The organism is Streptomyces sp. NRRL F-2580, assembly GCF_000720115.1.
Lineage (GTDB): Bacteria > Actinomycetota > Actinomycetes > Streptomycetales > Streptomycetaceae > Streptomyces.
In genome coordinates, this window is sequence record NZ_JOIR01000017.1 from 112,331 (window position 1) to 135,805 (window position 23,475).

The 23,475-nt window shown below is 70.3% G+C and carries 29 protein-coding genes; 6 read left to right on the top strand and 23 right to left on the bottom strand.

Annotated features, from left to right (window positions below; genetic code table 11):
- Positions 1-175 precede the first annotated feature (175 nt).
- Positions 176-1,408 (top strand): extracellular solute-binding protein, encoded by a 1,233-nt coding sequence (locus tag IF88_RS0120225; protein WP_051837226.1) that lies wholly within the window; start codon positions 176-178, stop codon positions 1,406-1,408.
- A 142-nt stretch (positions 1,409-1,550) separates the two neighbouring features.
- Here the strand turns inward: IF88_RS0120225 and IF88_RS0120230 are convergent, their stop codons facing one another.
- The 4 genes from IF88_RS0120230 to IF88_RS0120245 all read right to left on the bottom strand — a co-directional run bounded on the left by IF88_RS0120230 (position 1,551) and on the right by IF88_RS0120245 (position 5,344).
- Positions 1,551-2,174, bottom strand: coding sequence for a hypothetical protein (locus tag IF88_RS0120230; RefSeq protein WP_030714006.1), 624 nt, complete (start codon positions 2,172-2,174; stop codon positions 1,551-1,553).
- 106 nt (positions 2,175-2,280) lie between these two features.
- Positions 2,281-2,610, bottom strand: a complete 330-nt coding sequence (locus IF88_RS0120235) for a hypothetical protein (RefSeq protein WP_030714009.1) — start codon at positions 2,608-2,610, stop codon at positions 2,281-2,283.
- Positions 2,611-2,708: 98 nt separating this feature from the next.
- The gene (locus IF88_RS0120240; protein ID WP_030714011.1) at positions 2,709-3,503 is read right to left on the bottom strand and encodes a polysaccharide deacetylase family protein; all 795 of its coding nucleotides are present in this window, start codon (positions 3,501-3,503) and stop codon (positions 2,709-2,711) included.
- A gap of 245 nt (positions 3,504-3,748) precedes the next feature.
- A complete protein-coding gene (locus tag IF88_RS0120245; protein ID WP_234323613.1) occupies positions 3,749-5,344 on the bottom strand; it encodes an MDR family MFS transporter in 1,596 nt (531 codons plus the stop codon).
- Between the two features lie 131 nt (positions 5,345-5,475).
- Between IF88_RS0120245 and IF88_RS0120250 the strand changes: the two genes are divergently transcribed.
- Together IF88_RS0120250 and IF88_RS0120255 are read left to right on the top strand one after the other, a co-directional pair.
- Positions 5,476-6,054: a TetR/AcrR family transcriptional regulator gene (locus IF88_RS0120250; protein ID WP_030714018.1), complete on the top strand. Its 579-nt coding sequence runs from the start codon at positions 5,476-5,478 to the stop codon at positions 6,052-6,054.
- 124 nt (positions 6,055-6,178) lie between these two features.
- On the top strand, positions 6,179-6,946 hold the full coding sequence (locus IF88_RS0120255; protein WP_030714020.1) for a hypothetical protein: 768 nt from the start codon (positions 6,179-6,181) through the stop codon (positions 6,944-6,946).
- Here the strand turns inward: IF88_RS0120255 and IF88_RS0120260 are convergent.
- The 6 genes from IF88_RS0120260 to IF88_RS0120285 all read right to left on the bottom strand — a co-directional run bounded on the left by IF88_RS0120260 (position 6,898) and on the right by IF88_RS0120285 (position 11,780).
- Positions 6,898-7,398 (bottom strand): hypothetical protein, encoded by a 501-nt coding sequence (locus IF88_RS0120260; RefSeq protein WP_030714022.1) that lies wholly within the window; start codon positions 7,396-7,398, stop codon positions 6,898-6,900. The genes IF88_RS0120255 and IF88_RS0120260 overlap by 49 nt on opposite strands.
- Before the next feature lie 98 nt (positions 7,399-7,496).
- The gene (locus IF88_RS0120265; RefSeq protein ID WP_030714023.1) at positions 7,497-7,940 is read right to left on the bottom strand and encodes a hypothetical protein; all 444 of its coding nucleotides are present in this window, start codon (positions 7,938-7,940) and stop codon (positions 7,497-7,499) included.
- A gap of 232 nt (positions 7,941-8,172) precedes the next feature.
- On the bottom strand, positions 8,173-8,676 hold the full coding sequence (locus IF88_RS0120270) for a hypothetical protein (RefSeq protein WP_030714026.1): 504 nt from the start codon (positions 8,674-8,676) through the stop codon (positions 8,173-8,175).
- A gap of 125 nt (positions 8,677-8,801) precedes the next feature.
- Complete coding sequence (locus tag IF88_RS0120275; RefSeq protein WP_030714029.1) at positions 8,802-10,697, bottom strand: alpha/beta hydrolase; 1,896 nt, start codon at positions 10,695-10,697, stop codon at positions 8,802-8,804.
- Positions 10,694-11,152, bottom strand: a complete 459-nt coding sequence (locus tag IF88_RS45540; RefSeq protein ID WP_037806435.1) for a hypothetical protein — start codon at positions 11,150-11,152, stop codon at positions 10,694-10,696. Before IF88_RS45540 ends, IF88_RS0120275 begins: the two co-directional genes overlap by 4 nt.
- Before the next feature lie 217 nt (positions 11,153-11,369).
- Positions 11,370-11,780 carry a nuclear transport factor 2 family protein gene (locus IF88_RS0120285; protein ID WP_030714034.1) on the bottom strand — a complete coding sequence of 137 codons (411 nt, stop codon included), beginning with the start codon at positions 11,778-11,780 and terminating at the stop codon, positions 11,370-11,372.
- Positions 11,781-11,877: 97 nt separating this feature from the next.
- On the opposite strand from IF88_RS0120285, the gene IF88_RS0120290 reads away from it, so the two are divergent.
- The 3 genes from IF88_RS0120290 to IF88_RS0120300 all read left to right on the top strand — a co-directional run bounded on the left by IF88_RS0120290 (position 11,878) and on the right by IF88_RS0120300 (position 13,510).
- On the top strand, positions 11,878-12,405 hold the full coding sequence (locus tag IF88_RS0120290) for a TetR/AcrR family transcriptional regulator (RefSeq protein WP_030714036.1): 528 nt from the start codon (positions 11,878-11,880) through the stop codon (positions 12,403-12,405).
- Between the two features lie 94 nt (positions 12,406-12,499).
- Positions 12,500-12,973, top strand: a complete 474-nt coding sequence (locus IF88_RS0120295; protein WP_030714040.1) for a carboxymuconolactone decarboxylase family protein — start codon at positions 12,500-12,502, stop codon at positions 12,971-12,973.
- Between the two features lie 186 nt (positions 12,974-13,159).
- Positions 13,160-13,510 carry an SCO4225 family membrane protein gene (locus IF88_RS0120300; protein WP_078893010.1) on the top strand — a complete coding sequence of 117 codons (351 nt, stop codon included), beginning with the start codon at positions 13,160-13,162 and terminating at the stop codon, positions 13,508-13,510.
- A 51-nt stretch (positions 13,511-13,561) separates the two neighbouring features.
- On the opposite strand, the gene IF88_RS0120305 is transcribed toward IF88_RS0120300, so the two are convergent.
- The 13 genes from IF88_RS0120305 to IF88_RS0120365 all read right to left on the bottom strand — a co-directional run bounded on the left by IF88_RS0120305 (position 13,562) and on the right by IF88_RS0120365 (position 23,365).
- Positions 13,562-14,200 (bottom strand): OmpA family protein, encoded by a 639-nt coding sequence (locus IF88_RS0120305; RefSeq protein ID WP_199808105.1) that lies wholly within the window; start codon positions 14,198-14,200, stop codon positions 13,562-13,564.
- A gap of 6 nt (positions 14,201-14,206) precedes the next feature.
- Positions 14,207-14,803, bottom strand: a complete 597-nt coding sequence (locus tag IF88_RS0120310) for a hypothetical protein (protein ID WP_030714057.1) — start codon at positions 14,801-14,803, stop codon at positions 14,207-14,209.
- Positions 14,804-14,834: 31 nt separating this feature from the next.
- A complete protein-coding gene (locus tag IF88_RS0120315) occupies positions 14,835-15,461 on the bottom strand; it encodes a pilus assembly protein TadG-related protein (protein WP_030714059.1) in 627 nt (208 codons plus the stop codon).
- A gap of 8 nt (positions 15,462-15,469) precedes the next feature.
- Entirely contained in the window at positions 15,470-15,715 is a 246-nt protein-coding gene (locus tag IF88_RS0120320; protein WP_030714061.1) for a hypothetical protein, read from the bottom strand.
- A 110-nt stretch (positions 15,716-15,825) separates the two neighbouring features.
- Positions 15,826-16,512 (bottom strand): response regulator, encoded by a 687-nt coding sequence (locus tag IF88_RS0120325; RefSeq protein WP_030714063.1) that lies wholly within the window; start codon positions 16,510-16,512, stop codon positions 15,826-15,828.
- A gap of 3 nt (positions 16,513-16,515) precedes the next feature.
- Positions 16,516-17,406 (bottom strand): DUF5936 domain-containing protein, encoded by an 891-nt coding sequence (locus IF88_RS0120330; protein WP_030714066.1) that lies wholly within the window; start codon positions 17,404-17,406, stop codon positions 16,516-16,518.
- Positions 17,407-17,425: 19 nt separating this feature from the next.
- A complete protein-coding gene (locus IF88_RS0120335; protein WP_030714068.1) occupies positions 17,426-18,364 on the bottom strand; it encodes a type II secretion system F family protein in 939 nt (312 codons plus the stop codon).
- A complete protein-coding gene (locus IF88_RS0120340) occupies positions 18,361-19,710 on the bottom strand; it encodes a CpaF family protein (RefSeq protein WP_030714076.1) in 1,350 nt (449 codons plus the stop codon). The genes IF88_RS0120335 and IF88_RS0120340 overlap by 4 nt, the downstream gene beginning before the upstream one ends.
- The gene (locus tag IF88_RS0120345) at positions 19,707-20,075 is read right to left on the bottom strand and encodes a TadE/TadG family type IV pilus assembly protein (protein ID WP_037806437.1); all 369 of its coding nucleotides are present in this window, start codon (positions 20,073-20,075) and stop codon (positions 19,707-19,709) included. The genes IF88_RS0120340 and IF88_RS0120345 overlap by 4 nt, the downstream gene beginning before the upstream one ends.
- Before the next feature lies 1 nt (position 20,076).
- Entirely contained in the window at positions 20,077-20,436 is a 360-nt protein-coding gene (locus IF88_RS0120350) for a TadE/TadG family type IV pilus assembly protein (protein ID WP_030714093.1), read from the bottom strand.
- Between the two features lie 3 nt (positions 20,437-20,439).
- Entirely contained in the window at positions 20,440-21,711 is a 1,272-nt protein-coding gene (locus IF88_RS0120355) for an AAA family ATPase (RefSeq protein ID WP_030714097.1), read from the bottom strand.
- A gap of 10 nt (positions 21,712-21,721) precedes the next feature.
- Positions 21,722-22,426: a Flp pilus assembly protein CpaB gene (cpaB, locus tag IF88_RS0120360; protein WP_030714100.1), complete on the bottom strand. Its 705-nt coding sequence runs from the start codon at positions 22,424-22,426 to the stop codon at positions 21,722-21,724.
- Positions 22,427-22,474: 48 nt separating this feature from the next.
- A complete protein-coding gene (locus IF88_RS0120365; RefSeq protein WP_030714102.1) occupies positions 22,475-23,365 on the bottom strand; it encodes a hypothetical protein in 891 nt (296 codons plus the stop codon).
- Between the last annotated feature and the right edge of the window lie 110 nt (positions 23,366-23,475).

Below are 23,475 nucleotides of genomic sequence, written 5' to 3' on the forward strand. Positions count from 1 at the left end.
GCAATCAACCACCCCTTCGTCGGGAGAGAATTCCGGCCAACGGGCACATCCAGATACACCTCAGCCCGGAGCAACTCATAAGTAACAACGCGATCCAAAAGAAAATCAGGGGAATACACCCGTGCGACGAAGAATCTTCGGCACGACCGCCACCACGGTCGTGCTCGGCCTGTTGATGCCGCTGGCCGGATGTGGTGGCTCCGGAGACAGTGCAGGTGACGGCGGTACGCTGCATCTGGTCGCCGCCGAATACGGCGACAGCCCGGCCACCAGTTCCAAGCCCTACTGGGACAAGATGACGGCCGATTTCACCGAGGCCAACCCCGGAATCAAGGTCGACGTCACGCTCCTTCCGTGGGCCGACATCGACCGCGAGGTCTCCCGTATGGTCAAGGCCGGCAAGGCGCCGGATGTCGCACTCATGGGCTCTTACTCGGACTTCGCGGCCCAGGGTCAGCTCTATCCCGCGAACGAACTCCTCTCGGTCACCGCCGAGGCGAATTTCCTCCAGCCGCTCGCCGACGCCGGCTCCGTCGGCAACACCCTCTACGGCCTGCCCTTCGTGGCGAGCAGCCGCCTCCTCTTCTACAACCAGGCGCTCTTCACCAAGGCCGGCATCAAGGAGCCCCCGAAGACCTGGTCCGACCTCAAGGCCGCCGCGAAGGCACTCAAGGAGAAGGGCGTGGCGTACCCGTACGCCCTGCCCCTCGGCCCGGAGGAGGCGCACGCCGAGGCGATGATCTGGGAGCTGAGCAACGGCGGCGGCTACGCCGACAGCGCCGGCAACTATGCCCTGGCCTCCGATCAGAACATCAAGACGTGGGGCTGGGTCAAGGACCAGCTGGTCGCCCCCGGTCTCACCGGCCCGATCTCGCCCTCCAAGCTCAACCGCGCCGACGCCTTCGCCGCCTTCCTGCGCGGCGAGGTCGGCATGCTCAACGGCTACCCGTCGCTCGCCCACGAGGCGCGCGCCAAGGGCATCACCGTCGGCACCACCGCCATGCCCGTCTCGGACGACCTCGGCGTCGGGGAGAACCCGCCGGCCGTCGGCGTGGCCGACTGGATGATGGCCTTCAAGCAGAACGGGAAGCGCGAGGAGATCGCCAAGTTCCTGGACTTCCTCTACCAGGACAAGAACCTGACCGAATTCGCCGACCGCTACCACCTGCTGCCCTCCACCGTCACCGCGTCGCGCACCCCGGCCGGCGGCGGCCTGGACAAGAACGACCAGCAGTTCCTGGACGCGCTGCGCGGCGCCCAGCTCTACCCGGTGAACGATCCGACCTGGCTGACGGTCAGCGACACCATCAAGCGCAACATCGGCCGCGCCGTGGAACCGAACGGCGACCCGAAGGGCGTCCTCGAGGACATCGCCGCTCAGGCGAACCAGGCCGCCAAGAAGAACTGAAAAGACCCTCGACACGGGACTTTCGCCTCTGCCGCAGAGCACCCCGTGCGGCACCATGGCCACTACGGCACTTGATCCAAGGCCGCGGCCCAGTCGCCCGCCGAGCACCCACAAGGTGCGCGGGGCGGCCGGACCCCACTCGTCAGCGCTGCTGTCCGTGGTGCGCGGCGAACGCCGTCCGGTACTGCTCGCAGCTGGAGTTCCAGCGCAGCGTGCCCGTGAGCGTCCCGTAGCCCGAGCGCGTCACCGACCACTCCACCGTGTACTCACCGGTGTCACAGGCGATCCGCTTGCCGCCCGCGACCTTCTCGCGCCCGGTCGCCGGCTTCTCCGTCAGCTCCTTGCGCACCTGCGCCACCTCGGCCCCCTTGGCCGTCCGCAGCACGGCGCGCACGACGATCGGGTGCGCGCCCTCCTTGACCGTCACCGCCTTCTTCACCACCGTCGAGTCCGACACCGACCAGGCGAACTCGTACGAGGGCAGCCACGCCAGCGTCTTCGGGTCGCCGACCCGGCGCTCGTAGTCCGGCGCGTCGGGGTGGCCGGGGCGGCTGACCGTCTTGTACCGGACCCCCGGGTAGAGGCGGAACTGCCCCTCCACCTTGTGCACCTCGTCCTTGGTCCACATCGACTTCATGTCCTTCTCGCCACCTGCCGGGTCCTGGAGGTACGGCGCCTGCGCGGCGGTGGCCGGCTGGCCGAGGACGGGGGCGAGGGCCGCCGCGGCGGTGGCGAGGACGAGGGCTGCGATGCGGGTGCGCTTCATGCCCGGCCCAACGGGACCCTCCGGCGGGCCGGAACGACGCCGGGTGCCCTTTCACCCGGACGGGAGCGCCGTGGCGCCTTCGCCGTACGCGGCGGCCGGCCCGGCCTCAGGCCTGACCGGTCTCGATGCGGCTGATCCGGCCGCCGCCGGGGGCGATGACGAAGCGCCAGGTGGTGCGCATCTCGCCCCAGGTGTCGTTGCGGTAGTTGACGAGCAGGGTGCGGCCGCCGTCGGACTCGGACTGGACGTCCATGTGGCCGCCGGCGTCGAAGATCTCCCGGTCGATCCACTCGTGCAGGTCGCGGTCGGAGCCGTCGTCGGACATGGTCGCGTCGGCGGTGAGGACCGCGAGGAAGGCGTCCTTGTCGTGCGCGTTGACGGCGGCGACGAGGGCGCCGACCGAGGGGTCGGACAGTTTGCCGGGGGCGATGGCCACAGGAGCCTCCTGGTGGTGCGTACGAGTGTTCCGACCAGGGAACAACGCGGCTGGCTGCGCACGGTCGACCGTCACCCGTTCGCCGGGCGGACGGCGTGTCAGGGGGTGGTGCGGACCGGGAAACCGGTGGGGCGGCCCTGCTCCTTGAGCCAGTCCAGCACCTGGTCGAGGGCATCGACGGTCTGCGCGCGGTTGCCTCCGCCGTCGTGGAAGAGGACCGTCGGGCCGTTGCCGATCTCACGCTTCACGGCGTCGACGACGGCGGCCGTGCCGGGCTTGCCGAAGTCCTTCGTGTCGACGTTCCAGCCGAGCGGCCGCATCCCGTGCGCGGCGGCGATGCGCCGGCTGTCGGGGGTGAACGCGCCGCCGGGGGCCCGGTAGTACTCCACCTTCGCGCCGCTGCCCGCGGCTTCCTCGATCAGCTCCTTCGCGTCCAGGATCTGCCGCTCCTGGTAGGCGACGGACTTCTTGTCCATGGCGGTGTCGTGGTCCATGGTGTGGTCGCAGAGCCGGTGGCCGGCCGCGACCACCTTCTTGACGAGGCCGGGGTGGGCCTTGGCCTGCGGGCCGACCATGCAGAAGGTCGCCTTGACGTCGTGCCGTTGGAGGACCTCCAGCACCTTCGGGGTCCAACGGGGGTCGGGGCCGTCGTCGATGGTGATGTTGACGGCGTTCTCCCCGGCCTCCGACCCGTGGGCGATGCCCTCGGGTATCCCCTGCGGCTGCGACCCGGCGCCGCCGGCGGGGTCCGTCGACCGGGACACGTTCTGCTGCGTGGCCGCCTTGCCCGGCTCCACCAGGGTCGCCACCCCCCACACGGTCGCCGCGACGGCGGCGGCCGAGGCCATGACGACCGCACCTGCCCGAATGCCCTGCTTGCTCTCTCCCGCCATGAACCTCATGAAGTGTCCACTCCCCATCCACTGTGCGAGCGTTCTGTGGATCAGGACGTGCGGCTCCGCCGAGGAGTTCCAGTCAATTGGGCCTTAAATTCCATGTAATGGCACCAAAGTGACTGATGGGACTTTAGCCCCGTTCCCCAACCACCGTCAGGCCCACGGCAGTGCGAGGCTGGGGCGGTGCGCCCGGGTCGGAAAGTGCGGCTCAAAGATCGGGGCTCCGCCCCGGACCCCGCGCCTCAAACGCCGGCGGGGCTGAATTTGTGCGGCGAGGCCGAGGGATCGGGGCAGCCGGGCCGGTTGGGACGGGGGCGGGTGTGTGCCGGGGTGATCCCCGCAGGGTGCCGAACGCAACGAGGCTGCGCTCTCCGACCCCTCGACACGTTCGGCGCCCGAGGAGACGCCCCGGCGCGCGCCCGCCCCTGGTAGGCGTCCCGCACGACCTCCGGCAGCTTGGCCAGGCTCGCCGCGTCCAGCTGCGCGGACCCCGCGGCCCCGGCCGCCTCCGGCCCCAGCCGCTCGGCCATGGTGTCCGTGACCCGGCTGGTGAAGAGGGAACCCATCAGCGCCACGCCGAAGGAGCCGCCGAGCGTACGGAAGAGGGTCGCCGAGGACGACGCGACGCCCATGTCCTTCATCTCGACGCTGTTCTGCGCGACCAGCATGGTGATCTGCATCAGGAAGCCGAGCCCGGCGCCGAGGACGGCCATGTAGAGCCCGGACACCAGGCGGGTGGTGTCGGTGTCCATCGTCGCGAGCAGGAACATCCCGACGACCATCAGCGCTCCGCCGATGATCGGGAAGATCTTGTACTTGCCGCTGCTGGTGGTGACGCGGCCCGCGATCAGCGAGACGACCATCATCGAGAGCAGCATCGGCAGGAGCAGCAGGCCCGAGTTGGTGGCAGAAGCGCCCTGGACCGACTGCTGGAACAGCGGCAGGTACAGCACGCCGCCGAACATCGCGAAGCCGACCAGGAAGCCGATCACCGACATGAGGGTGAAGTTGCGGCTGCGGAAGATGTGCAGCGGCATGACCGGCTCTTCGGCCTTGGTCTCGGCGTAGAGGAAGGCGGCGGTCGACAGCACGCCGACGACGATCAGGCCGATGACCTGGCCGGAGCCCCAGGCGTACTCGGTACCGCCCCAGGTGGTGACGAGCACGGTCGAGGTGATGGCGATGGTCAGCAGGGCCGCGCCGAGGTAGTCGATCTTCGGGCGGACCCCCGGCTCCGTCTTCTTCGGCAGGTGCAGCACCGCCGTCACCATGGCGAGCGCCACGGCGCCGAGCGGCAGGTTGATGTAGAAGGACCAGCGCCAGCCCATGTGGTCGGTGATGGTGCCGCCGACGAGCGGGCCGCCGATCATGGCGAGGGCCATCACGCCGGCCATCATGCCCTGGTACTTGCCGCGCTCACGGGGCGGGATCAGGTCGCCGATGATCGCCATGACGCCGACCATCAGACCGCCGGCGCCGAGGCCCTGGATCGCGCGGAAGCCGATCAGCTGGCCCATGTCCTGGGCCATGCCGCTGAGCGCGGAGCCGATCAGGAAGATGACGATCGAGGTGAGGAAGGAACCCTTCCGCCCGTACATGTCGCCGATCTTGCCCCAGATGGGAGTGGAGGCCGCGGTGGCCAGCGTGTACGCGGTGACCACCCAGGAGAGGTGCTCCAGGCCGCCGAGCTCGCCGACGATCGTGGGCATCGCGGTACCGATGATCATGTTGTCGAGCATCGCCAGCAGCATCGCGATCATGAGCGCCATGAGGACGACCCGTACGCTGCGCGGCTTCACCTCCTCCGAAGTCCCCGCAGGCTTGACTGTGTCCACCATGTCCACTCCCCTGGCCCTACTACTCGCACTTCGTCCCGCACCGGCACTTACTTGCCGCCCGGCTAGTTCACTACACTGGGGACGGTAGACCCGTAACTAGCCGGGCGTCAAGTAAGTAATTGGGGAGAGTCATGTCCAGCAGCAGTCCGCAGCGCCGCCGTGGCGACACGCGTCAGCGCATCCAGGACGTCGCACTGGAGCTCTTCGTCGAGCAGGGGTACGAGAAGACGTCGCTGCGCGAGATCGCGGAGCGGCTGGAGGTCACGAAGGCGGCGCTGTACTACCACTTCAAGACCAAGGAAGACATCATCATCAGCCTCTTCGAGGACCTGACCCGGCCCATCGACGAGCTGATCACGTGGGCCGAGGAGCAGCCGCGCACCCTGGAGACCAAGCGCGAGGTGCTGCGGCGCTACAGCGAGGCGATGGCGGCGGGCGCGGCGCTGTACCGGTTCATGCAGGAGAACCAGGCGACCACGCGCGAGCTGAGCATCGGCGAGACGGTGAAGGCACGGCTCTTCCGCCTGGTGGAGCTGCTGCGCACGCAGGACGGGCCGCTGACGGACCAGGTCCGCTGCGTCAGCGCGCTGTTCACGCTGCACGCCGGGATGATGTTCCTCCAGCACGTGGAGGGCGACCCGGAGGAGACCCGCCTGGCGGCCCTGGAGGTCGCCACGGACCTCATCACCCAGGCCCACCACCAGGCGTAACGACCAACCCGGTGGCAGCGCGGTTCGCATTCCGCGCTGCGCGGCGAGCACCTGGGCAGGGCCGAGGCGGCGGTTGAGTACGGCTACTCATGCGCTCCCCCGACGTCCGGCGGAAGCTGTCGCCATGACGCAGCGACCCCACGACCCCACCGCCGGCTCCACCGTCGGCCCCGACCCCGCGTCCGCCTCCACACGGCGCCGGAAGATCGTCGCGGCGTCGGCTGCCGGGCTGGCCCTGGCCGTCGTGGTGGGCGCCGCGGTGGGATTCGCCCGGTGGTTCACCCCGATCTGGGACGGAACCCCGTATCCGGTCGCCGATCCCGCCGCGACGGCGCGGGAGCTGGAGGACCACACGCAGTCCGCCTACGCCGCACTCGGCCTGCCGCGCGCCGAACTGGCCGACTGGCCGGGCGCCGGCCTGGTGGCCGAGGGCGACGACTGCCATCTCCGGGGCATGCGCCACTGGTCCGGGCGCGCAATCGCCTACCCGCCGCAAGCCCCCGGCGTCGTCGCGGTGAGCGACACGTGGGGACTGGGGGGCGTCCCACGCGCCGAGGCGGGGCCCGCGCTCGAGCGGGCACGGAAGGCCCTGACCCGGCAGGGCTGGAAGGTCACCGCCTACGAGACCGCCCCCCGACTCGCTCAGGCCGAGTTGCGCCTCGAACTGCCCGGCACCGGACGGACCCTCTCGCTCACGACGTACCCGGGCGACCGCCTCGAGGTCGCCGCGCACGCCGACTGCGCCCGCTACCCGGCGGGCACCCCGCTGACCGGCCGCGGGGATCCGCGCCTGCCGGCTCCGGCGGCACCCTCCCCGCTGCGCGGAGAGTCACCCGCGCAGGATCAACTGCCCGCCGGCGCAGGCGTGGTGGCGGACCAGAACTCGTCCTGAACGTCCGGACGCTGCGGAAACTCCCCGCTCCGGTCCGGGGTGTTGGGCTTGGAGGCGGGCTGCTGAATGCCGGTGTCCTCCAGGCACGGCGTGGACGCCCCGAGGAAGAACTGGCCCTCGCCGGCGACCTTGACCTCCAGGCTGTAGCCGTCGGGAGTACTGGCGTAGATGCCGGGGAACGTCGGACTCTTGCGCACGCTGGTGATCTTGTAGCCGCGCTCCCTCCAGGCCCGCTCGATGACGCCCAACAGGGCACCCCGGCGCTGTTCGGAAACGATGGTCAGGACGGCGATCGACCGGTCGGCGGCCGCCATGCCCGTCGCATTGCCCAGGGCGTTCGTGCAACCGGCGTCCGAGGACGGACCGTGGTTCCACTTCAGTTCCGGCTGCACGGCGGCCAGGGTCTCCTGAAGGATGGCGTCGGCGCGCTCGGCGCCCTGCTGCAGCTGCACGGTGTCGTTCCTCTTGTCTGATCCGTCGTCGGCACCCGGGCCGCAGCCGGCAACGAGAGCTGCCAGTGCGAGGAGTGCGCCTGCGGTGCGGGGCGGCTTCATCGGGGTTCCTCGGTGCTGATGTCCTGGGCATGCCCCGCGACGATCAGCGCGATGTTGGTCGCGGACTCTCTGTCCTTCGTGGGGTTGAAGTAGTTCGAGTGGGCGTCCATGGGGCCGTCGCCCCCGACGATGGGCCTGGGCCCGTCGTCCACCTTGAACCGATTGGCACCGAAGTCCCTGTGGGACGGATCCGTACCGAAGTAGTTCTGGCTGTCATCGGTGACGGCATCGGCCACGAGGAAACCGTGGGCGCCGCCGACAATGCCTCCGATGAGCGCTCCGCCCACGGTACCGACCGGCCCGAGGACCGATCCTGCCACGCCGCCGGAGACGGCACCCGCTCCGCCACCCACCAGCATCGCCCCGGACTCCACCTTGTTCGGGGCCTGGGACACGGGGTCGTTGTCAGCAGGGCCGACGAACACGTGGTCCTTGGGCACCCCCAGCTGTTCGGCGCGCTGGGCACCGGTGCCGGGGCCACACGCAGTCCGCCTACGCCGCACTCGGCCTGCCGCGCGCCGAACTGGCCGACAGGCCCGGCGCCGGCCCGGTGGCCGACGGCGACGACTGCGCCCGCTACCTGGCAGGCACCCCGCTGACCGCCCGCGGGGATCGTCGCCTGCCGGCTCCGGCGGCACTCTCCCCGTTGCGCGGAGAGTCGCCCGCGCAGGATCAACTGCCCGCCGGCGCCGGCGTGGTGGCGGACCAGAACTCGTCCTGAACGTCCGGACGCTGCGGAAACTCCCCACTCCGGTCCGGGGTGTTGGGCTTGCCGGTGGGTTGCCCGACGGAGGAATCGGTCAGGCAAGGGGTGCCGGCTTCCAGGAAGAACTGCCCCTTGCCGCCGACCTTCACGTTGAGGACGTAGCCCTCCGGGGTCTCGGCGTAGACGGCAGGTGCCTCCGCGCTGTTCCGGACGCTTGTGATCTTGTAGCCGCGGCTCTTCCAGTCACGTTCGATCACTCCCAGGAGCGCGCCGCGGCGCTGCTCGGAGACGATGGTCATGATGGTGATGATCCGCTTGACCGACCCTGTACCCGTGGCTGCGCCGGCCACGCCCTTGGTGCAGCCGGCGTCACTGCTTGGGCCGTGGTTCCACTTCAGTTCGGGCTGCACAGCGGCGAGCGTGTCCTGAAGGATGGTATCGGCGCGCTCGGCGCCCTCTTGCATGTTCATGGTGCTCTTCCTGTCCGCCTGTCCGCCACTGCTCAGCCCGCAGCCGCCGGCGAGGGCGGCGAGCGCCAACAGACAGGCTGCCGAGCGTTGGGCTCGCGTGATGTGGGGGTGTCGCCGGCCGGGTCTCATCGATGTTCCTCGATCACGATTGCGTCGGACTTGCCTGAGACGATCAGCGCGATGTTGTCAGCGGACACACGGTCTCTGTTCGGGTTGAAGTAATTGGAATGCGCGTCCATGGGGCCGCTGCCTTCGATGACGGGGAGGGGCCCATCATCGACCAGGAAGCGCTTGGCGCCGAATTCCTTGCGTGCCGGATCGGTGCCGAAGTAGTTCTGGCTGTCATCGGTGACGGCATCGCCCACGAGGAAACCGTGGACACCGCCGAAGGCGCCTCCGATGAGCGCTCCACCCGCCGCACCGACCGGCCCGAGGACCGACCCCGCCGCCCCACCGGCAAGGGCACCCGCTCCGGCACCCACCAACATCGCCCCGGACTCCACCTTGTTCGGGGCCATGGACACGGGGTCGTGGTCGGAAGCCCCCACGAACACGTGCTCCTTGCCCACACCCAGTTGGTCGGCACACTGGGCACCTGTGCCGGGGCTGCCCAACAGCACGATGTCGTCGACGCCCGGGATCCCACCGCTCTGCAGCGCCGCCTGCCCCAAGGTCAGCGATCCGTACGAGTGGCCGATGGCCGTGACGTGAGGGTCGGGATTCTGGTTGGTGGCGCTGATCCCCGCCATGAACTGGTTGTACGCGGGCGCGCCCTTCTCGGCGTGCTCCTTGAACATCACGTCCGCATTGTCGATGACTTCCGCGGCCGGAAGCTGCGGCGCGTCGTAGCCGAGCCAGACGATCGATGCGGAGCTTTCATCGTGTATCCGGGCTCCCATGGCCGTGTCGCGGGCGCGCTTGAGGTCGTTCCGGGCGAACTCCGCGTCCAGTGCCGTGCCCAGCCCGGGCACGTACGCGGAGACGTTGCGCGACGTGTCAGGATTGCCGAAGGCCACGATGGCCCGGCCGCCGCCCTGGTCGCCGATGCCCAGCAGGTACATCGGCGGGTCCTTGGGCGCCGGGTTCCGCAGCTGGTCGTCGATCGAGCGCATGCCCGCCAGCTGGGTCTGGGACTTCTCGTCGCTCTGCTCCGACAGCTTGCCGATCAGCAGCTGCAGGTTGTCCCGGTTCGCCTCGTCCCGGACCTCGGACGGGACGCCGTCCAGGTTGCCGATCACATCGGGATAGGTGGCCAGGAGCTCGGCCCGCTGGTCGTCGCTCAGGCCCTGCCACCAGCTGTGCCGGTCCGCCGGGGAGCTGGCCTCCGGGATGGTGTCGCGCAGGTAGTCCCCCGCCTCCTTCCGGACGACCGCCGCGTCGCCCGCCGCGTCGGCCCAGGTGGCCTCCGTGACGTCGAGCCCTTCCGGGGCCTTGAGGCGATTGAGCGCCCGGGTGAAGCGGGAGTCCACGTCCTGGGCTGCCTTCAGCGCGTCCAGGATGCGGGTGGCGATCTCCTGGGCGAGGCCGTGGTTGGGGTTCGCGTTGGTGGGGAACGGCGCCTTGCCCAGCGGGTGGGTGGGCGCGCCCTGGAGGTACAGCGGCTTGTCGACGCCCCGTACGGAGCCGCCTGGCGCGGGTTCCTTGGTCAGGAAGCCCTCGCCCCCGGGCGGGTACTGGACCGATCCGTCCGGATGCACGGTGAAGCCGCGGGCCGACGCGTCCTCCAGCGCCGCCTTGAGGCGCACCTGCTCCTCGGCGAGTTCGTGGGCCAGAGAGTTCAGCGTGGTGCGGACGAGGCCGCATTCGGTGTGGATGAAGTCGCAGTTCCGGTCGACCCGCTTCAGCCGGTCGCGCGCCGCCGTCGCCGACACGCCCTTCTGGTCTTCCAGCGACTTGATCATCCCTACGCTGATCCGGTCGCGCCCCGCGTCCGCCCGGGTGCTGACATCGGCCCACGCCGCTGCCGCCTCGGTGAACTCCTGGGTCTTCACATCACGCAACTGCTGCCAGGTCAAGGTCACTTCGACGCACCCTGGTGCGTGACGAGGTGCGAGAACCTGAGCTTGTTGTTCTCGTCGATCTCGCCGATCTCCCGCGCGACGTTCAGCAGGGCGGACTGCACCGACCCGCACTCGTCACGCACGGCGGCCACCCGCCTCTCCCAGGAAGCACGGACCGCGGCCAGCGCGGCGGTGGCGGAGAGTCCCGCCGTACCGGCCTCGACGCCTTCGTGAGCGGCCGCCATCTTGCCCAGGCCCTCCGCGGTGGTGACGCGCAACTCACCGGCCGCGACAGAGGCCTTGGACCAGGGCCCGCCGGAGTGGGCCAGATCCTCGCCGCCGCCACCGTTGCCACCGCCACCGTTGCCGCCGCCACCGTTGCCACCGCCCGGGGCGTCCGCCGACGCGAGCCGCATCGCCGCCGGTTCGCCGAACAACTGCTGCCAGCGCGCCGGCAGATCCGTCTGTGTACTCATGTGCTGTGCCGCTCCCCCTGGGCGCTCCCCGCGCCTACGCCTCGTACGAAACCAATACCGGGCTCTCGAACGCAAGCTCAGAGGGCGGCGACACGGGGATTGACCTGCGATGACGTAGCAGCCAGGGCTGGGGCCGGCAAGGGGCGGGCGTACTCAGGTCCGCCCCCGGCGCCTGAGCCGGAGCACTCACCGGGCCCGGGCGCCGGGGGTGGCCGGGTCAGAGCAGGCGGCGGTCCTCGGTCGTGATCGGGACGTCGTTGATGCTGGCCTCGCGGCGGCTCATCAGGCCGTCGGGGGCGAACTCCCACTGCTCGTTGCCGTGGCTGCGCCACCACTGGCCGGTGGCGTCGTGCCACTCGTACTCGAAGCGGACCGAGATGCGGTTGCCGGTGAAGGCCCACAGCTCCTTGCGCAGGCGGTAGTCGAGCTCGCGCTCCCACTTGTCGGCGAGGAACGAGCGGATCTCGGTGCGGCCGACGAGGAACCGGTCGCGGTTGCGCCAGACCGAGTCCTCCGTGTACGCGAGGGCGACGCGCTCGGGGTCGCGGCTGTTCCAGGCGTCCTCGGCGGCCTGGACCTTGGCCCGGGCGGACTCTTCGGTGAAGGGAGGCAGGGGCGGACGCGTCATGGCGGATCCTCTGGGGTGGAATGAGGGAGAACGATCGTTCTCCACTCTACGAGAACGATCGTTCTCACCACAAGGGGAGACGGGCTACCCTGCCCTCATGGACGACGAAGAGGCACGGACCCGGCTGCTCGACGCGGCGGAGGAGCTGTTCTACCGGCACGGCATCCAGGCCGTCGGCATGGACCGCGTCCGCACCGCCTCCGGGGTCCCCCTCAAGCGCCTGTATCGGCTCTTCCCGGCGAAGGACTCCTTGGTCACGGCCTATCTGGAACGCCGCGACCAGCGCTGGCTGGACTCCCTGCGCACGGCGGCGCTCGCACCGGCGGAGCCTCGGGCGCGGGTGCTGGCGGTGTTCGACTGGCTGGCGGACTGGTTCACCGAGCCCGACTTCCGGGGCTGCGCGTTCCTCAACGCGTACGGGGAGCTGGGCGCGGCGGCGCCGGAGATCGTGCGGGTCCACAAGGCGGAACTCCGCGCCCTGCTGGCCGATCTAGCCGCCGACCCGGCCCTCGCCGACCAGCTCCTGATCCTGACGGAGGGGGCGACGGCGGTGGCCGCACTGAGCCCGGGCCCGGAGCCGGCTCACCGGGCCCGGGAGATCGCGGAACTCCTCCTGACCGTGTGACTCAGGTCATATCCACTTGGTTCGCGAGGCTGTCACATCCGGGCCGCGTTTTCCGTCAAAGCTGTGTAACGGTCGACACGGCAAGGAGAGAACGATGGAAGCGCGTCTCAACTTCTTCGGCAACGCGGTCGCGACCAAGTTTGCCCGGTACATCAACTCCGCGGGCAAGGTCATCTCGGACTCGACCCTGCCGCACGCCACGCAGGAGCTGGTGAAGCTCCGGGCCAGCCAGATCAACGGCTGTGGATTCTGCACCGACATGCACTTCAAGGACGCCTCGCACGCCGGGGAGGACCCGATCCGACTCAACCTGGTCGCGGCCTGGCGTGAGGCGAAGGTGTTCAGCGACGCCGAGCGGGCGGCCCTGGAGCTGACCGAGCAGGGCACACGCATCGCCGACGCGGCCGGCGGCGTCACGGACGAGGCCTGGGCTGACGCGGCGAAGTACTACGACGAGGACCAGCTGGCCGCGCTGGTCTCGCTCATCGCGCTGATCAACACGTACAACCGCATGAACGTGATCGTCCAGCAGCCGGCGGGCGACTACCAGCCTGGCCAGTTCGACTGATCGCGCGCCGGGCCGGGCGCCCCGCGCGCCGCGGCCCCCGCGCCGGAACGGCCCCGACGGTGGGCCGCGCCGGGCGGGGGCCGCGCCGGCCCGGCTCCGCACGCACCGACCTGGGTACGTGTACTCACGACAGGCCCCCGGATCCTCCCGACCATGGGTGCAGCCCACACGTCCCGGGGAGAACCGATGACCGCTCGCACGCTCGTCCGCCTGACCTTCGCCAACCCCGCCTCGGCGATCTACCTCGGGCTCGTCGGCGTCGCGGTCGCGATCGCGACGGCAGTGACCCTGTTCGCCCCGGGCCCCGGGTTCATATGGGTGCTGCCGGCCCTGTTCGCGTTCCCGTTGTTCTTCTTCGTGGCGCTGGTCGAGGGAGCGTTCCGCGGGGAAGGACAGCCCGAGACCTGGCTCTTCCTCACCGAGCTCGCGCTGTGCGTACTGGCCCAGTCGCTCCTGCTCGGAACGATCGCGGAAGCCGCCCGCGGCCGCCTCCGGCGCGGCGCTCCGACCAGGCATACCGCGGGGGCGGACGAGTGACGTTCGACAGGGAATGGGCGGACGGAGGGACGCCGGGATGCCGCCCGCCCCTTAGCCGCCGCCGGCGCTGCGGGGGAAGGTGATCTCGACGCGGCGGTTCTTCTTGCGGCCTTCCTCGGTGCTGTTGTCGGCGATCGGGTAGTCCTCGCTGTACCCGCGGACGTCGAAGACGACGGCGGGATTGGTGACGGTCTTGGAGAGCTCGGCCTGCACGGCGTCGGCGCGCTGCTTGGACAGCTCCTTGCCGTGCTCGTAGCTGCCCTGGTCGTCGGTGAAGCCGAATACCCGTACGCGGGTGGCCTTCTGCGTGTTGATCTCGGCGGCGATGGCCTGGATCCGGGCGGCGGCCTGGGCGTTGAAGACGGCGCTGTTCTCCGGGAACAGCACCTCGGACTGCAGCGCCATCATGACGGTCTGGTTCGTCTCCTGCCGCCGCTGCTCCCCGCCGAGGTCTTCGACGACCTCGGCGATGTCCAGCACCTTGACGGGGGCGAGCGTCCCACCCTGCGGGATCTTGAGCCCGGGGGCGTTGGAGTCGATGGCCACGGGGGCGGACGCGGACGGCTCGGTGCCGGGAGGGACGGATGGCTTCACGTCATCGGCGTACGCGGCGCTTGCCCCGATCAGGTTCGCGCCGGCTATGACGAGACCGGCTACGGCCGTTGCGGCGACGGTGCGATGGTGTGTGATCACGAGTCACCCGGTAATCTTGACGACGGCCGAAGCAAAAGTAGGGAGACTGAACTCCACGTCAGTGGTGGTCGTCGGCGGCGCCGGGAATTGCGCGAAGAAGGGTACGGTCGCACCCGCGTCAATCGCCGCCACTCCTGTGGTGCAGAGGCATCGACCGTCCGTGTCGCGCAACACGTAGTAGCGCTTCTTCCCCGCCTTGTCGACAAGGGTCGCACCAGCCACCGACTCACCGCTTCCAGTGAGGTCACGCTCGCTCCCGCGCCAAGCCGCGGTCTTGACGAACTGTTGGCTGGATGTGTTCTTGATCTGCCCATTGATCGTCACGAATCCTCCCCCGTCACGGGTCACCGAGTTGATCGTCAGGACCACCCCGCTCTCGCCGTTGACCGTGGCGAGGATCTGGGTCGGTGCGGCACTCGGGTTGCTTGCCGGCGCCGAGGCGGAGGAGCCGTTCGGGGGCTGAGACGCCGACGAGTTGGGCGACTCCTTCGCCTTCGGCTTCTCGTTGCCGCCGCCACAGCCGGCCAGCGCGAGCGCCAAGACCGCCGCAACTGCTGCGACGGCTCCCCCGCGGACCCTCACCGTGTGCCGAATGCTCATCTACGCCGCTTCCTTGTCTCTCGGTTCGCTGTCAGTCGACCAAACGCACGCTGAACAAGCTTCGCGCCAGCGCGCGCAGGGAGCCAGGCTTCAGCGGGTCAAGCTGGACGGACTCGCCCCCCTTGCACTGAAACTTGAGCTGGTCTGGCTTTGGCGTGCTATCGCCGCCGGGTGGGTTCGTCACATTGGGCGCAGGGTCTGTCCCCAAAGTGCAGCGAGGTTCGATCAGGGCCGTGGCACTGGCGGTGCCCTTCATGCCTCCGGTCCCTGGGATCACAGACCCTCCTACCGTCCTGTTGGTCGTCACCATGACGGTGAAGCGGGGAAGGGACGGCTCACATTCGGACACGGCATCGTTCTTGGCCGCGAAGCTCGCCGCCGCAGCGCAGGCGCCTCTGCCACTGAGGAGGTCACCCCTCAGGAGCTTCTCCCAGTCCGCCGACTTCAAGGCGACAAGATCAAGATCAGTGAAGGCGGAGTCCCTGGCCTCTCGGGCCGCCGCCAACGCAGCGGCGTCAGCCGCACCTTGCGCATCGCTGCGGGTGACTGCGGCTTGACCGACAACGAAGAACGCGAACGCGGCGAAGAGCACGCCAGCCACGAGCACGACATAGATGGGGAAGGCCTGCCCTCGGTCGTTGGACCCGTCGGCGCCCACTGCCCCGGTCAGCCGGCCTTGATCAGCCCGACCTGGGTCTTGATCTTGTCGACGATCAATGTCCCGATGCCAGTACCGATCATCGCACCGATGATCACGATGACCACCAAGATGATGCCCAGGTATTCGAAGGCCGTCTGGCCGCGGTCGGGGTTGGCGTGGCGCTGGCGGAGGCTTGTTACGGCCGTGTCCGCCCAGCCGTTCACCCTGATCCGTGCCTCCACGGCGGCCTTCAGCAGCGTGTTCTGTGACATGGGGGTTCCCTCCCGGGCCGGTACCGGTGTCGATCTGCGGACGGTACGGCGAGTCACCAGTCGTAACCAAGGGTCCCGGGACCCAATTACGGACCCACTGCGCACTCTGTCTACCCATGACCGGTCACTCCTGGACGGGCGGTTCCCAGCCAGCGGGCTATCGCCTCGCTGCGCGTGGCGCTCTGGAGCTTCGCGAAGATGCGGTTGATGTGGTTCTTGACCGTCTTCTCGCTGATGAAGCAGGCGGCGGCGATCTGCTGGTTGCTCATCCCGGACGCGATCAGATCCATGATCTCCACCTCCCGGGAACTCAGCCCGAAGACAACAGAGTTGTGCATCCGCTCAGAAGACTGTGCCACAGCTCGTTGCGGATGCGAAGAGGCCCGGAGCTCCGCGAGCAGGGCGCTCGCCGCCGTCGGGGTGAAGTGGGGGCGGCCCAGTGGGGCGTCCCGTACCGCCCTCAGCAGCTCGTCCGTCGTGAACTCGCCGTGTACGAGGTAGCCGCCGGCGCCCAACGACAGCGCCTCGCAGATGATGTCGGCTTCCCTGCTGTACGTCAGCATCAGTACGGGAGCCAGCTGCACCAGGTGCGGCAGCGCCGAGATCCCGTCCACGCCCGGCATCCGGACGTCCAGCAGGATCACGTCCGGGGCGTGCCGGCGGGTCAGGCTCAGTGCCTCGCGGCCGTCCTGCGCCTGCGCCGTCACGTCGAGGTCCCCGGCCGCGCTCAGGATCGCCGCCAGGCCCGCCCTGACGACCGGGTTGCCGTCGGCGATGAGCACGCTCAGCCGTGCCATGGCTCAGCCACCCCCGAACAGCGCGCCGAAGTCGACGTTCGCGCCGTAGACGAAGCCGCAGACCAGCAGGATCAGCGTGCCGGGGAGCATGAACATGGTCACGGCGAACGTCGCCTTGGGGACGGCCCGGGCCGCCCGGCGGCGGGCGTTCTGGGCGTCCGTACGGCGCATGTCCTCGGCGATCGCGATCAGGGTGTCGACGATCGGGGAGCCGAGCTCCTCGCCCTGCTGGAGGGCCGTCACGAACTGCGCGACCTGTTCGCTGTCGTTGCGGCGGCGCAGTTCGTCGAAGGCCTGGCGGCGGCTGACGCCCATGTCCATCTGCTGGAGCGTGATGCGGATCTCGTCCGCCCACGGCCCCTCGTACTTGTCCGCCACCCGGTCCAGCGCCTGCCGGAAGCCCAGCCCGGCGCTCACCACCACGGCGAGCACGTCGAGGAAGTCGGGCAGGGTCCGCTCGATGTGGTCGCGGCGGACCCTGATCGCCGACCACAGGCCGGCCTCGATCCAGAAGAGCCCGAAGGCCACCATGAGCAGGGCGGCGACCAGCTGGCCGTTGATCAGCATGGAGAAGGCGCCGAGGGCGCCCAGGGCCCCGTACACCGCCCGCCGGGCCGCGTACCGGTCGATCGTGAGGCCGGCCGGGTTGCCCGCCATGTCGATCTGGCGGCGCTTGCGGGCGACCCGGGCCGGGCCCATCGCGCTCAGTACCAGCGGGGCCCAGCGGATGCCCATGCGGTCGACGAGGGAGCCGACCGCCGTCGTGCGGGTCGCGCCCACCTCCAGGGCGAGCGCGAGGTCCGTGGGCAGTTTCACGTCCGCTCGGTAGAGGCGGATGCCGTGGAACGCGCCGAGGACCGACAGGGCCACGGCCAGTGCGAGCAGAAGTCCGATCATCGTCCCGTCCGCCCCCTCACACGTCGATCTTCGACAGGCGGCGGATGAGGATGAAGCCCAGGGCGAAGAGGCCGAGGGCGACGAGTACGGCCGTCTGGCCGAGGAACGCGCCCGTCATCCGGTCCAGCGCGCCCGGCATCATCATGTCGACGAGCAGCAGCGAGCCGAGTCCGATGGACGGGACGAGGTACGCCGTCACCGTCACCTGGGACAGCTGGGTACGGATCTCACGGCGGGTCTCCTTGCGCTGTTCCAGCGTCACCGTCAGGTTGCGCAGGCTGTCCACGATGGCGCCGCCCGCGCGGGCGGACAGGACGAGGGTGGAGACGAGGACGACCAGTTCGCGGGAGGGCAGGCGCTCGGTGAGTTCGCCGAGGGACTCCTCGATGGAGTGGCCCACGGCGAGGCGGTCGGCGACGCGCGCGAGTTCCTCGCCCGCCGGAGCCTCCAGCTCCTCGGCCGCGATGCCGATGGCCGTACGCAGGGCCAGCCCGGCCTGGGTGGCGTTGGCGAGGATCCGGGCCAGGTCGGGGAGCTGGTTGATGAACCGTTCCGTGCGCCGCGCCCGCTGCCAGTTGAGGAAGGCGTTCGCCGCCCAGACGCCGATCACGCCCGCCACCGGACCGAAGAACGGCGCGAGGAGGGCGGACGCGATGAGCCAGACGCCCGCGATCGAACCCAGCATGTAGACGAAGAACTCGCCCGGGGTGAGGTCCAGGCCGGTGGTCGCCAGCTTCAGCTCGATGCGGCGGCCCAGCGTGGTCTTGCGCAGCCGCCGGTCGACGCCCCGGAAGCGGCGCCGCCGCCCGAGGGGCTCCGGCATTCCGCTCGACGAGAGGCGCTCGATCAGGGCGGCGCGCTGGGCGCGCCCGGCGACGTACGCCTGGAGGCCCGCGACGACGAGCACGCACGCGAGCAGGGTGGCGCCGAGGGTGAGGAGGATCAGTGGGTTCACAGGGCGGTCCGGGTGATGTGCGGGGTGGTGAGGGGGTCGTCCGGCAGGGCGACCCCGAAGGCCTGCGGGATGGGCTGGTTGTTCATGTAGAGCCGCTCGGCGATCCGGCGCGGCAGCGGGTAGTACTCGAAGTAGCCGTGCACGCGCCCGTCCGCCGCCATCGGCTGGGCCGCGAAGCGGCAGACGGTGGTGATCCGGAAGGGTTCGCGGCCGTGGGATTCCAGGATGGAGATCTCCGTGATGCGGCGTGAGCCGTCGCCGAAGCGGGTCAGCTGGACGATGACGTTGACGGCGCTGTTGATCTGGTCCTGGAGGGCCTCGAAGGGGATCTCCACCTCCGACATGGAGGCGAGGGTCTGCAGGCGCATGAGCGCGTCCGAGGAGCTGTTGGCGTGGACGGTGGCGAGGGAGCCGTCGTGGCCGGTGGACATCGCCTGGAGCATGTCGAGGGTCTCGCCGCCGCGGACCTCGCCGACGATGATGCGGTCGGGGCGCATGCGAAGGGAGTTGCGTACGAGGTCGCGGATGGTGATCTGCCCCTTGCCCTCCACGTTCGGCGGGCGGGATTCGAGGCGGATCACGTGCGCCTGCTGGAGCTGGAGTTCGGCCGAGTCCTCGATGGTGATGATGCGCTCGCCCTCCGGGATCAGGCCGGAGAGGGCGTTGAGGAGGGTGGTCTTGCCCGTGCCGGTGGCGCCGGAGACGATCAGGTTCATCTTGGCGGCGACGAGCCCGGACAGCAGGAGCAGCATCTGCTCGTCGAGGGAGCCGAGCGCGATCATCTCGTGCAGGGTGAAGGCCCGCGGGAAGCGCCGGATCGTGAGGGTCGCGCCGGTCAGGGAGAGCGGCGGGATGATGACGTTGACGCGTTCGCCGCTGGGCAGGCGCGCGTCGACCATCGGATTGGCCTCGTCCACGCGGCGGTTGACGGTGGAGACGATGCGCTCGATGGTCTGCATCAGCTGCTCGTGCGAGGCGAAGCGGAGCGGGAGCTGCTCCACGCGGCCGGCGCGCTCGACGAAGATCTGGTCGGGGCCGTTGACCATGATCTCGGAGATCGAGGCGTCTTCGAGGAGCGGTTCGAGCACACCGAGGCCGAGAGCCTCGTCGACGACCCGGCGGATCAGCTGCGCGCGCTCGACGGTGGAGAGTACGGGGCCTTCGCGGCTGATGATGTGGCCGAGTACGCGCTCCAGGCGCGCCCGGCGCTCGGCGGGTGCGAGCGCGGACATCTCGGCGAGGTCGATCTCCTCCAGCAGCTTGGCGCGGTAGGAGGAGACCAGTCGGCCGTCCTCGCGGGGGCTGTGCCGGTCGTCGGGGGTGTTGACCCGGGAACGCAGGCTCATGGTCCGGTCACCTTCGGGTCGTCGTTGGGCATGACAGCCGTTGCCCTGGCCGGTTCGAGAGACAGCCCGGGGATGATCGAGTTGATGCGGATGGTCACGGTCGCGGTGACCGCGTCGCCCCCTCCGGGCACGCTGACGGTCGCCGGGAGCCCTTCGCGGATGGCGGCGTATCCGGCGGCCTCCCCCCGTCCCGGGTGCTGGGCCTCCACGCGCGCCGCCGTACGGGCGGCGGTGTCCGCCTGCTCGTGGACGTACGCGACCCAGCCGAGCTGGATCGCGCACAGTGCGACGAACAGCAGGATGGGCACGAAGCCGATGTACTCCAGGGCCACTTGCCCCCGGTCGGAACGGATGCGCCGCCTCACGTCACTTCGCCTCCTTCTCCAACGCCGCGCCGCCGGTGCCGTCGATCTCGCCGAAGTCGAGGCCCGGGAAGAGGACCGGGATCCCCAGGGTGACCTTCACCTGGTAGATGTCCCCGGACTTCCCGCACTTCACCTTGAGATTCCACGCGTCCCCGATGTGCTCCTTCGCCGCCGCCTGGCAGGCCGCGTCCCCCGTCACCGCCCCCGCCCGCGCCCCCTCGTCCGCCGCGTTGCCCGCCAGGGAGAACGCGTAGCCGATCAGGACGCACTCCCACACCGCCGCCACGAGCAGCAGGATCAGCGGGACCATGCCGACGAACTCGATCGCCACCTGGCCCCGGTCCCCTCTCCGGGCGGCCATCCGTCAGCCCTCCCGGCCGCGGCGCAGGCGGGACACGGCGCCGGCGGCGCGTACGGCGACCGCCGCGCCCGGGGCGGCGGGGGCCGCGGCGGTGTCCGGGGCCGCGAGGAGGCCGAGTTCGCCCGCCAGCGTCCACAGGGCCTGCTTGACCGTCGAGCGGTTGTCGAGGTCCTGGACCCGGCCCGCGTCCACCACCGCCTGGAGTTCCTTGAAGGCGGCCGGGACCGGGGTGCGGGTGGCGCGGGTCTTGGTGATCTTCTCGATCAGGGCGGGCTGGATCTCCGTGTGCTTGCTCCAGCGGTTGACGACCATCGCGGTGTCCTCCGCCTTGCGCACCTGGAGGCGTTCCCACATCCGGACCATCCGCTTCGCCGCCCGTACCGCGACCACGTCCGGGGTGGTGACCAGCACCGCCATGTCCGCCATCTCCACCGCGGCGGCGTTCGCGCCGGTCACCTGGGTGCCGCAGTCGATGACGACGAGTTCGTAGCGGCTGCGCAGGGCCCCGACGATGTGCCGGGCGGCGCGGTCGTCGACCTCCTCGCCCCGCTCCCCGTCGGCCGGGGCCAGCAGCAGCGCCAGGCCCGTGCGGTCGTCGTACACGGCGTCCTGGAGGACCCGCGGGGAGATGTCCTGGATCCCGGCGAGGTCGGCGATCGAGCGGCGGAACTGCACGTCGAGGTACGAGCCCACGTCCCCCGCCTGGAGGTCCATGTCGACCAGTGCCGTACGCCGTCCCGAGGCGGCCGCGGCCAGCGCGAACTGGACGGCGGTGAAGGTGGTGCCGACCCCGCCCTTGGCTCCGGTGACCGTGACCACGCGGCCGCCCGGCCCCGTGAACACGTCGGCGGCCGAGCCCTTGCCGAGGTGGCGGCGTACGCCCACGGACCACTGGGCGGCGGCCTGGACGCGGGCGGCGAGTTCCTCGTAGGAGAGCGGGAGGCCGATCAGGCCGCGCGCGCCCGAGTCCATGGCGGCGGAGAAGAGCGCCGGGCCGGCGTCGGAGGAGACCAGGACGACGCCCACCGCCGGGAAGCGCAGGGCGACTTCGCGGATCAGCTCCAGGGCGGGCACCGGGCCGATGCGCTCGTGGACGAGGACGACCTCGGGCAGTTCGTCGATGGAGTCGACGGCCAGCCGGGCGAGCGTGTCCAGCAGCGAGGTCGAATCGGGGACCGGTGCGGCCGGCTCCGCCGACGGGAGCTGGCTGAGGAGGGTGGAAAGGGCACGCGCGGCGTCCGGGTCGCCGACCGCGGGGAGGATTCGGGTGGTCATCCGTGATGCCTCACTTGTCCCCGTCGAGGGTGTACGTACGGTCGCCCGGGGCGGGTGCCGAGTCGGTGCCGGGGGCCACCAGGGCCAGGCGTACGTGTTCCGCGAAGGACTCGGCGTACGCGACGCGCTGGGTGTCCTTGGTGTTCAGGGCGAAGGTGATCGGGACCGCCTCGGCGGGGCCCTTGCGGTCGCTGTCCTTGGCTTCGAGGGCGGTGAGCCGGCCGACGCCCAGGACGCGGGCGTTGGCGACGATGATCACCGACCGCGAGGGGTCGGTGTCCTTGGCGCCCTTGAAGGTGGCGATGATGTTGACCTTGGCGCCGGAGGTGATCTTGCCGGCCACGCCCGTCGCCGCGTCGATCATGATGGCGATCTCCTGCTCGCCGGGCTGGAGCTGTGGACGGTCGACGAACATGTCCGCCTGGAGCAGCGAGCCCTTCTTCAGGGTGGTGAGGGCGATCTTGTCCTTGAGCGCGCCGAGGTCGGTGACGGCGGTCTCGGACAACCAGCGCTTGGGGATCCGCACTTCCTCGAACTGCCCGGCGGCGAGCGGGCTGTACGGTGCTATGTCGCCCTTGGCGCGGTACGCCACGACCTCGGCACCGACCTTGGAGTTGACGTCGCCGATCACCACGAGGACTCCGGCGAAGGCCCCCAGGGCACACAGGACCGACAGGAGCAGCAGGATGACGCCGCGGCGCTGGCGTGAGTTCATCGGTCTTCCTACCTCGCCGTTCTTCGTTCGTTCGCAGGAGTCGGTCGGTCAGGGTCTGGATCGGGCGGTGCTCGCCGGGGGCGGTGGCGCGGCGGGCGCGGCCGTGAGCGGGGCGGCGCAGAAGCCGCAGCGGTCGCCGATGAGTTCGAGGCCGCACCAGCGGCACTGCTCGCGGCGGACCGAGGCGACCAGCTGGTAGAGCACGGACAGGTCCGGGATGCCGGCGGCGAACTCGACGAGCTTCTGGGTGCCCCACCAGCCGGGCGAGCCGGCCGGCAGCGGGTTCTCCATGACGCCCTGCACCTGCCAGGCGGGGGCGAGTTCGGCCGTGACCCAGTCGGAGGTGAGCTGGCCGCGGGCGAAGGTGAGCTGCGTGGCGAAGCCGGGTCCGGCGGGCACCGCGGCCGAGGCCTGCGCCCCGGCGGCCCCGAGCTTGGCCAGGTGCGGCGTCGGGTGGGCCAGTACGGCGAACTGAGCGCTCGGCGACCAGGACCTGGCGTGCGCCCCCAGCCCGACCGGGACCCGGACCCGGTCGAGCTTGGCGACCGAGCCCAGCAGGGCGCCCGCGTAGACGTAGTGGGACAGCAGCCGGGCCGCGGAGGCGATGATCCCGGGGCTGAAGTCGCAGACACTGAGCTGGCGCAGCTGACGGACCAGCAGAGCCGTTCCCAGCGGCGGCAGATCGATGCCGAGGAGCGCGATCCGGTCGGTCTCCAGGATGGCGCGTACGGTGTGCAGCCGCTGGACGGTGGCGCGCGGGAGCCAGGGCGGCACGAGGGCCACGAGATGGCCGTGCCGCTCCAGCAGCGCGCCGGTCTCGGCGAGCGCGCCCTCCAGGTCGAGCTGCTCGGGCGGGTGCAGCACGGCGGCCCCGGGCGTGTGCCGGTCAGGGGCCGGAAGTACCAGATCGGCGCTGGTGACAGCGATGGCGGTCGGCACGTGAATTCCCCCGTTCCCCCACGTTCACCCGTGTGCCACGGGCCCGTCGCGCGCCGGACGCGAAGACGCCGCGCACGCGCACGCACTGCGCGACCGCAAACGATCGACGA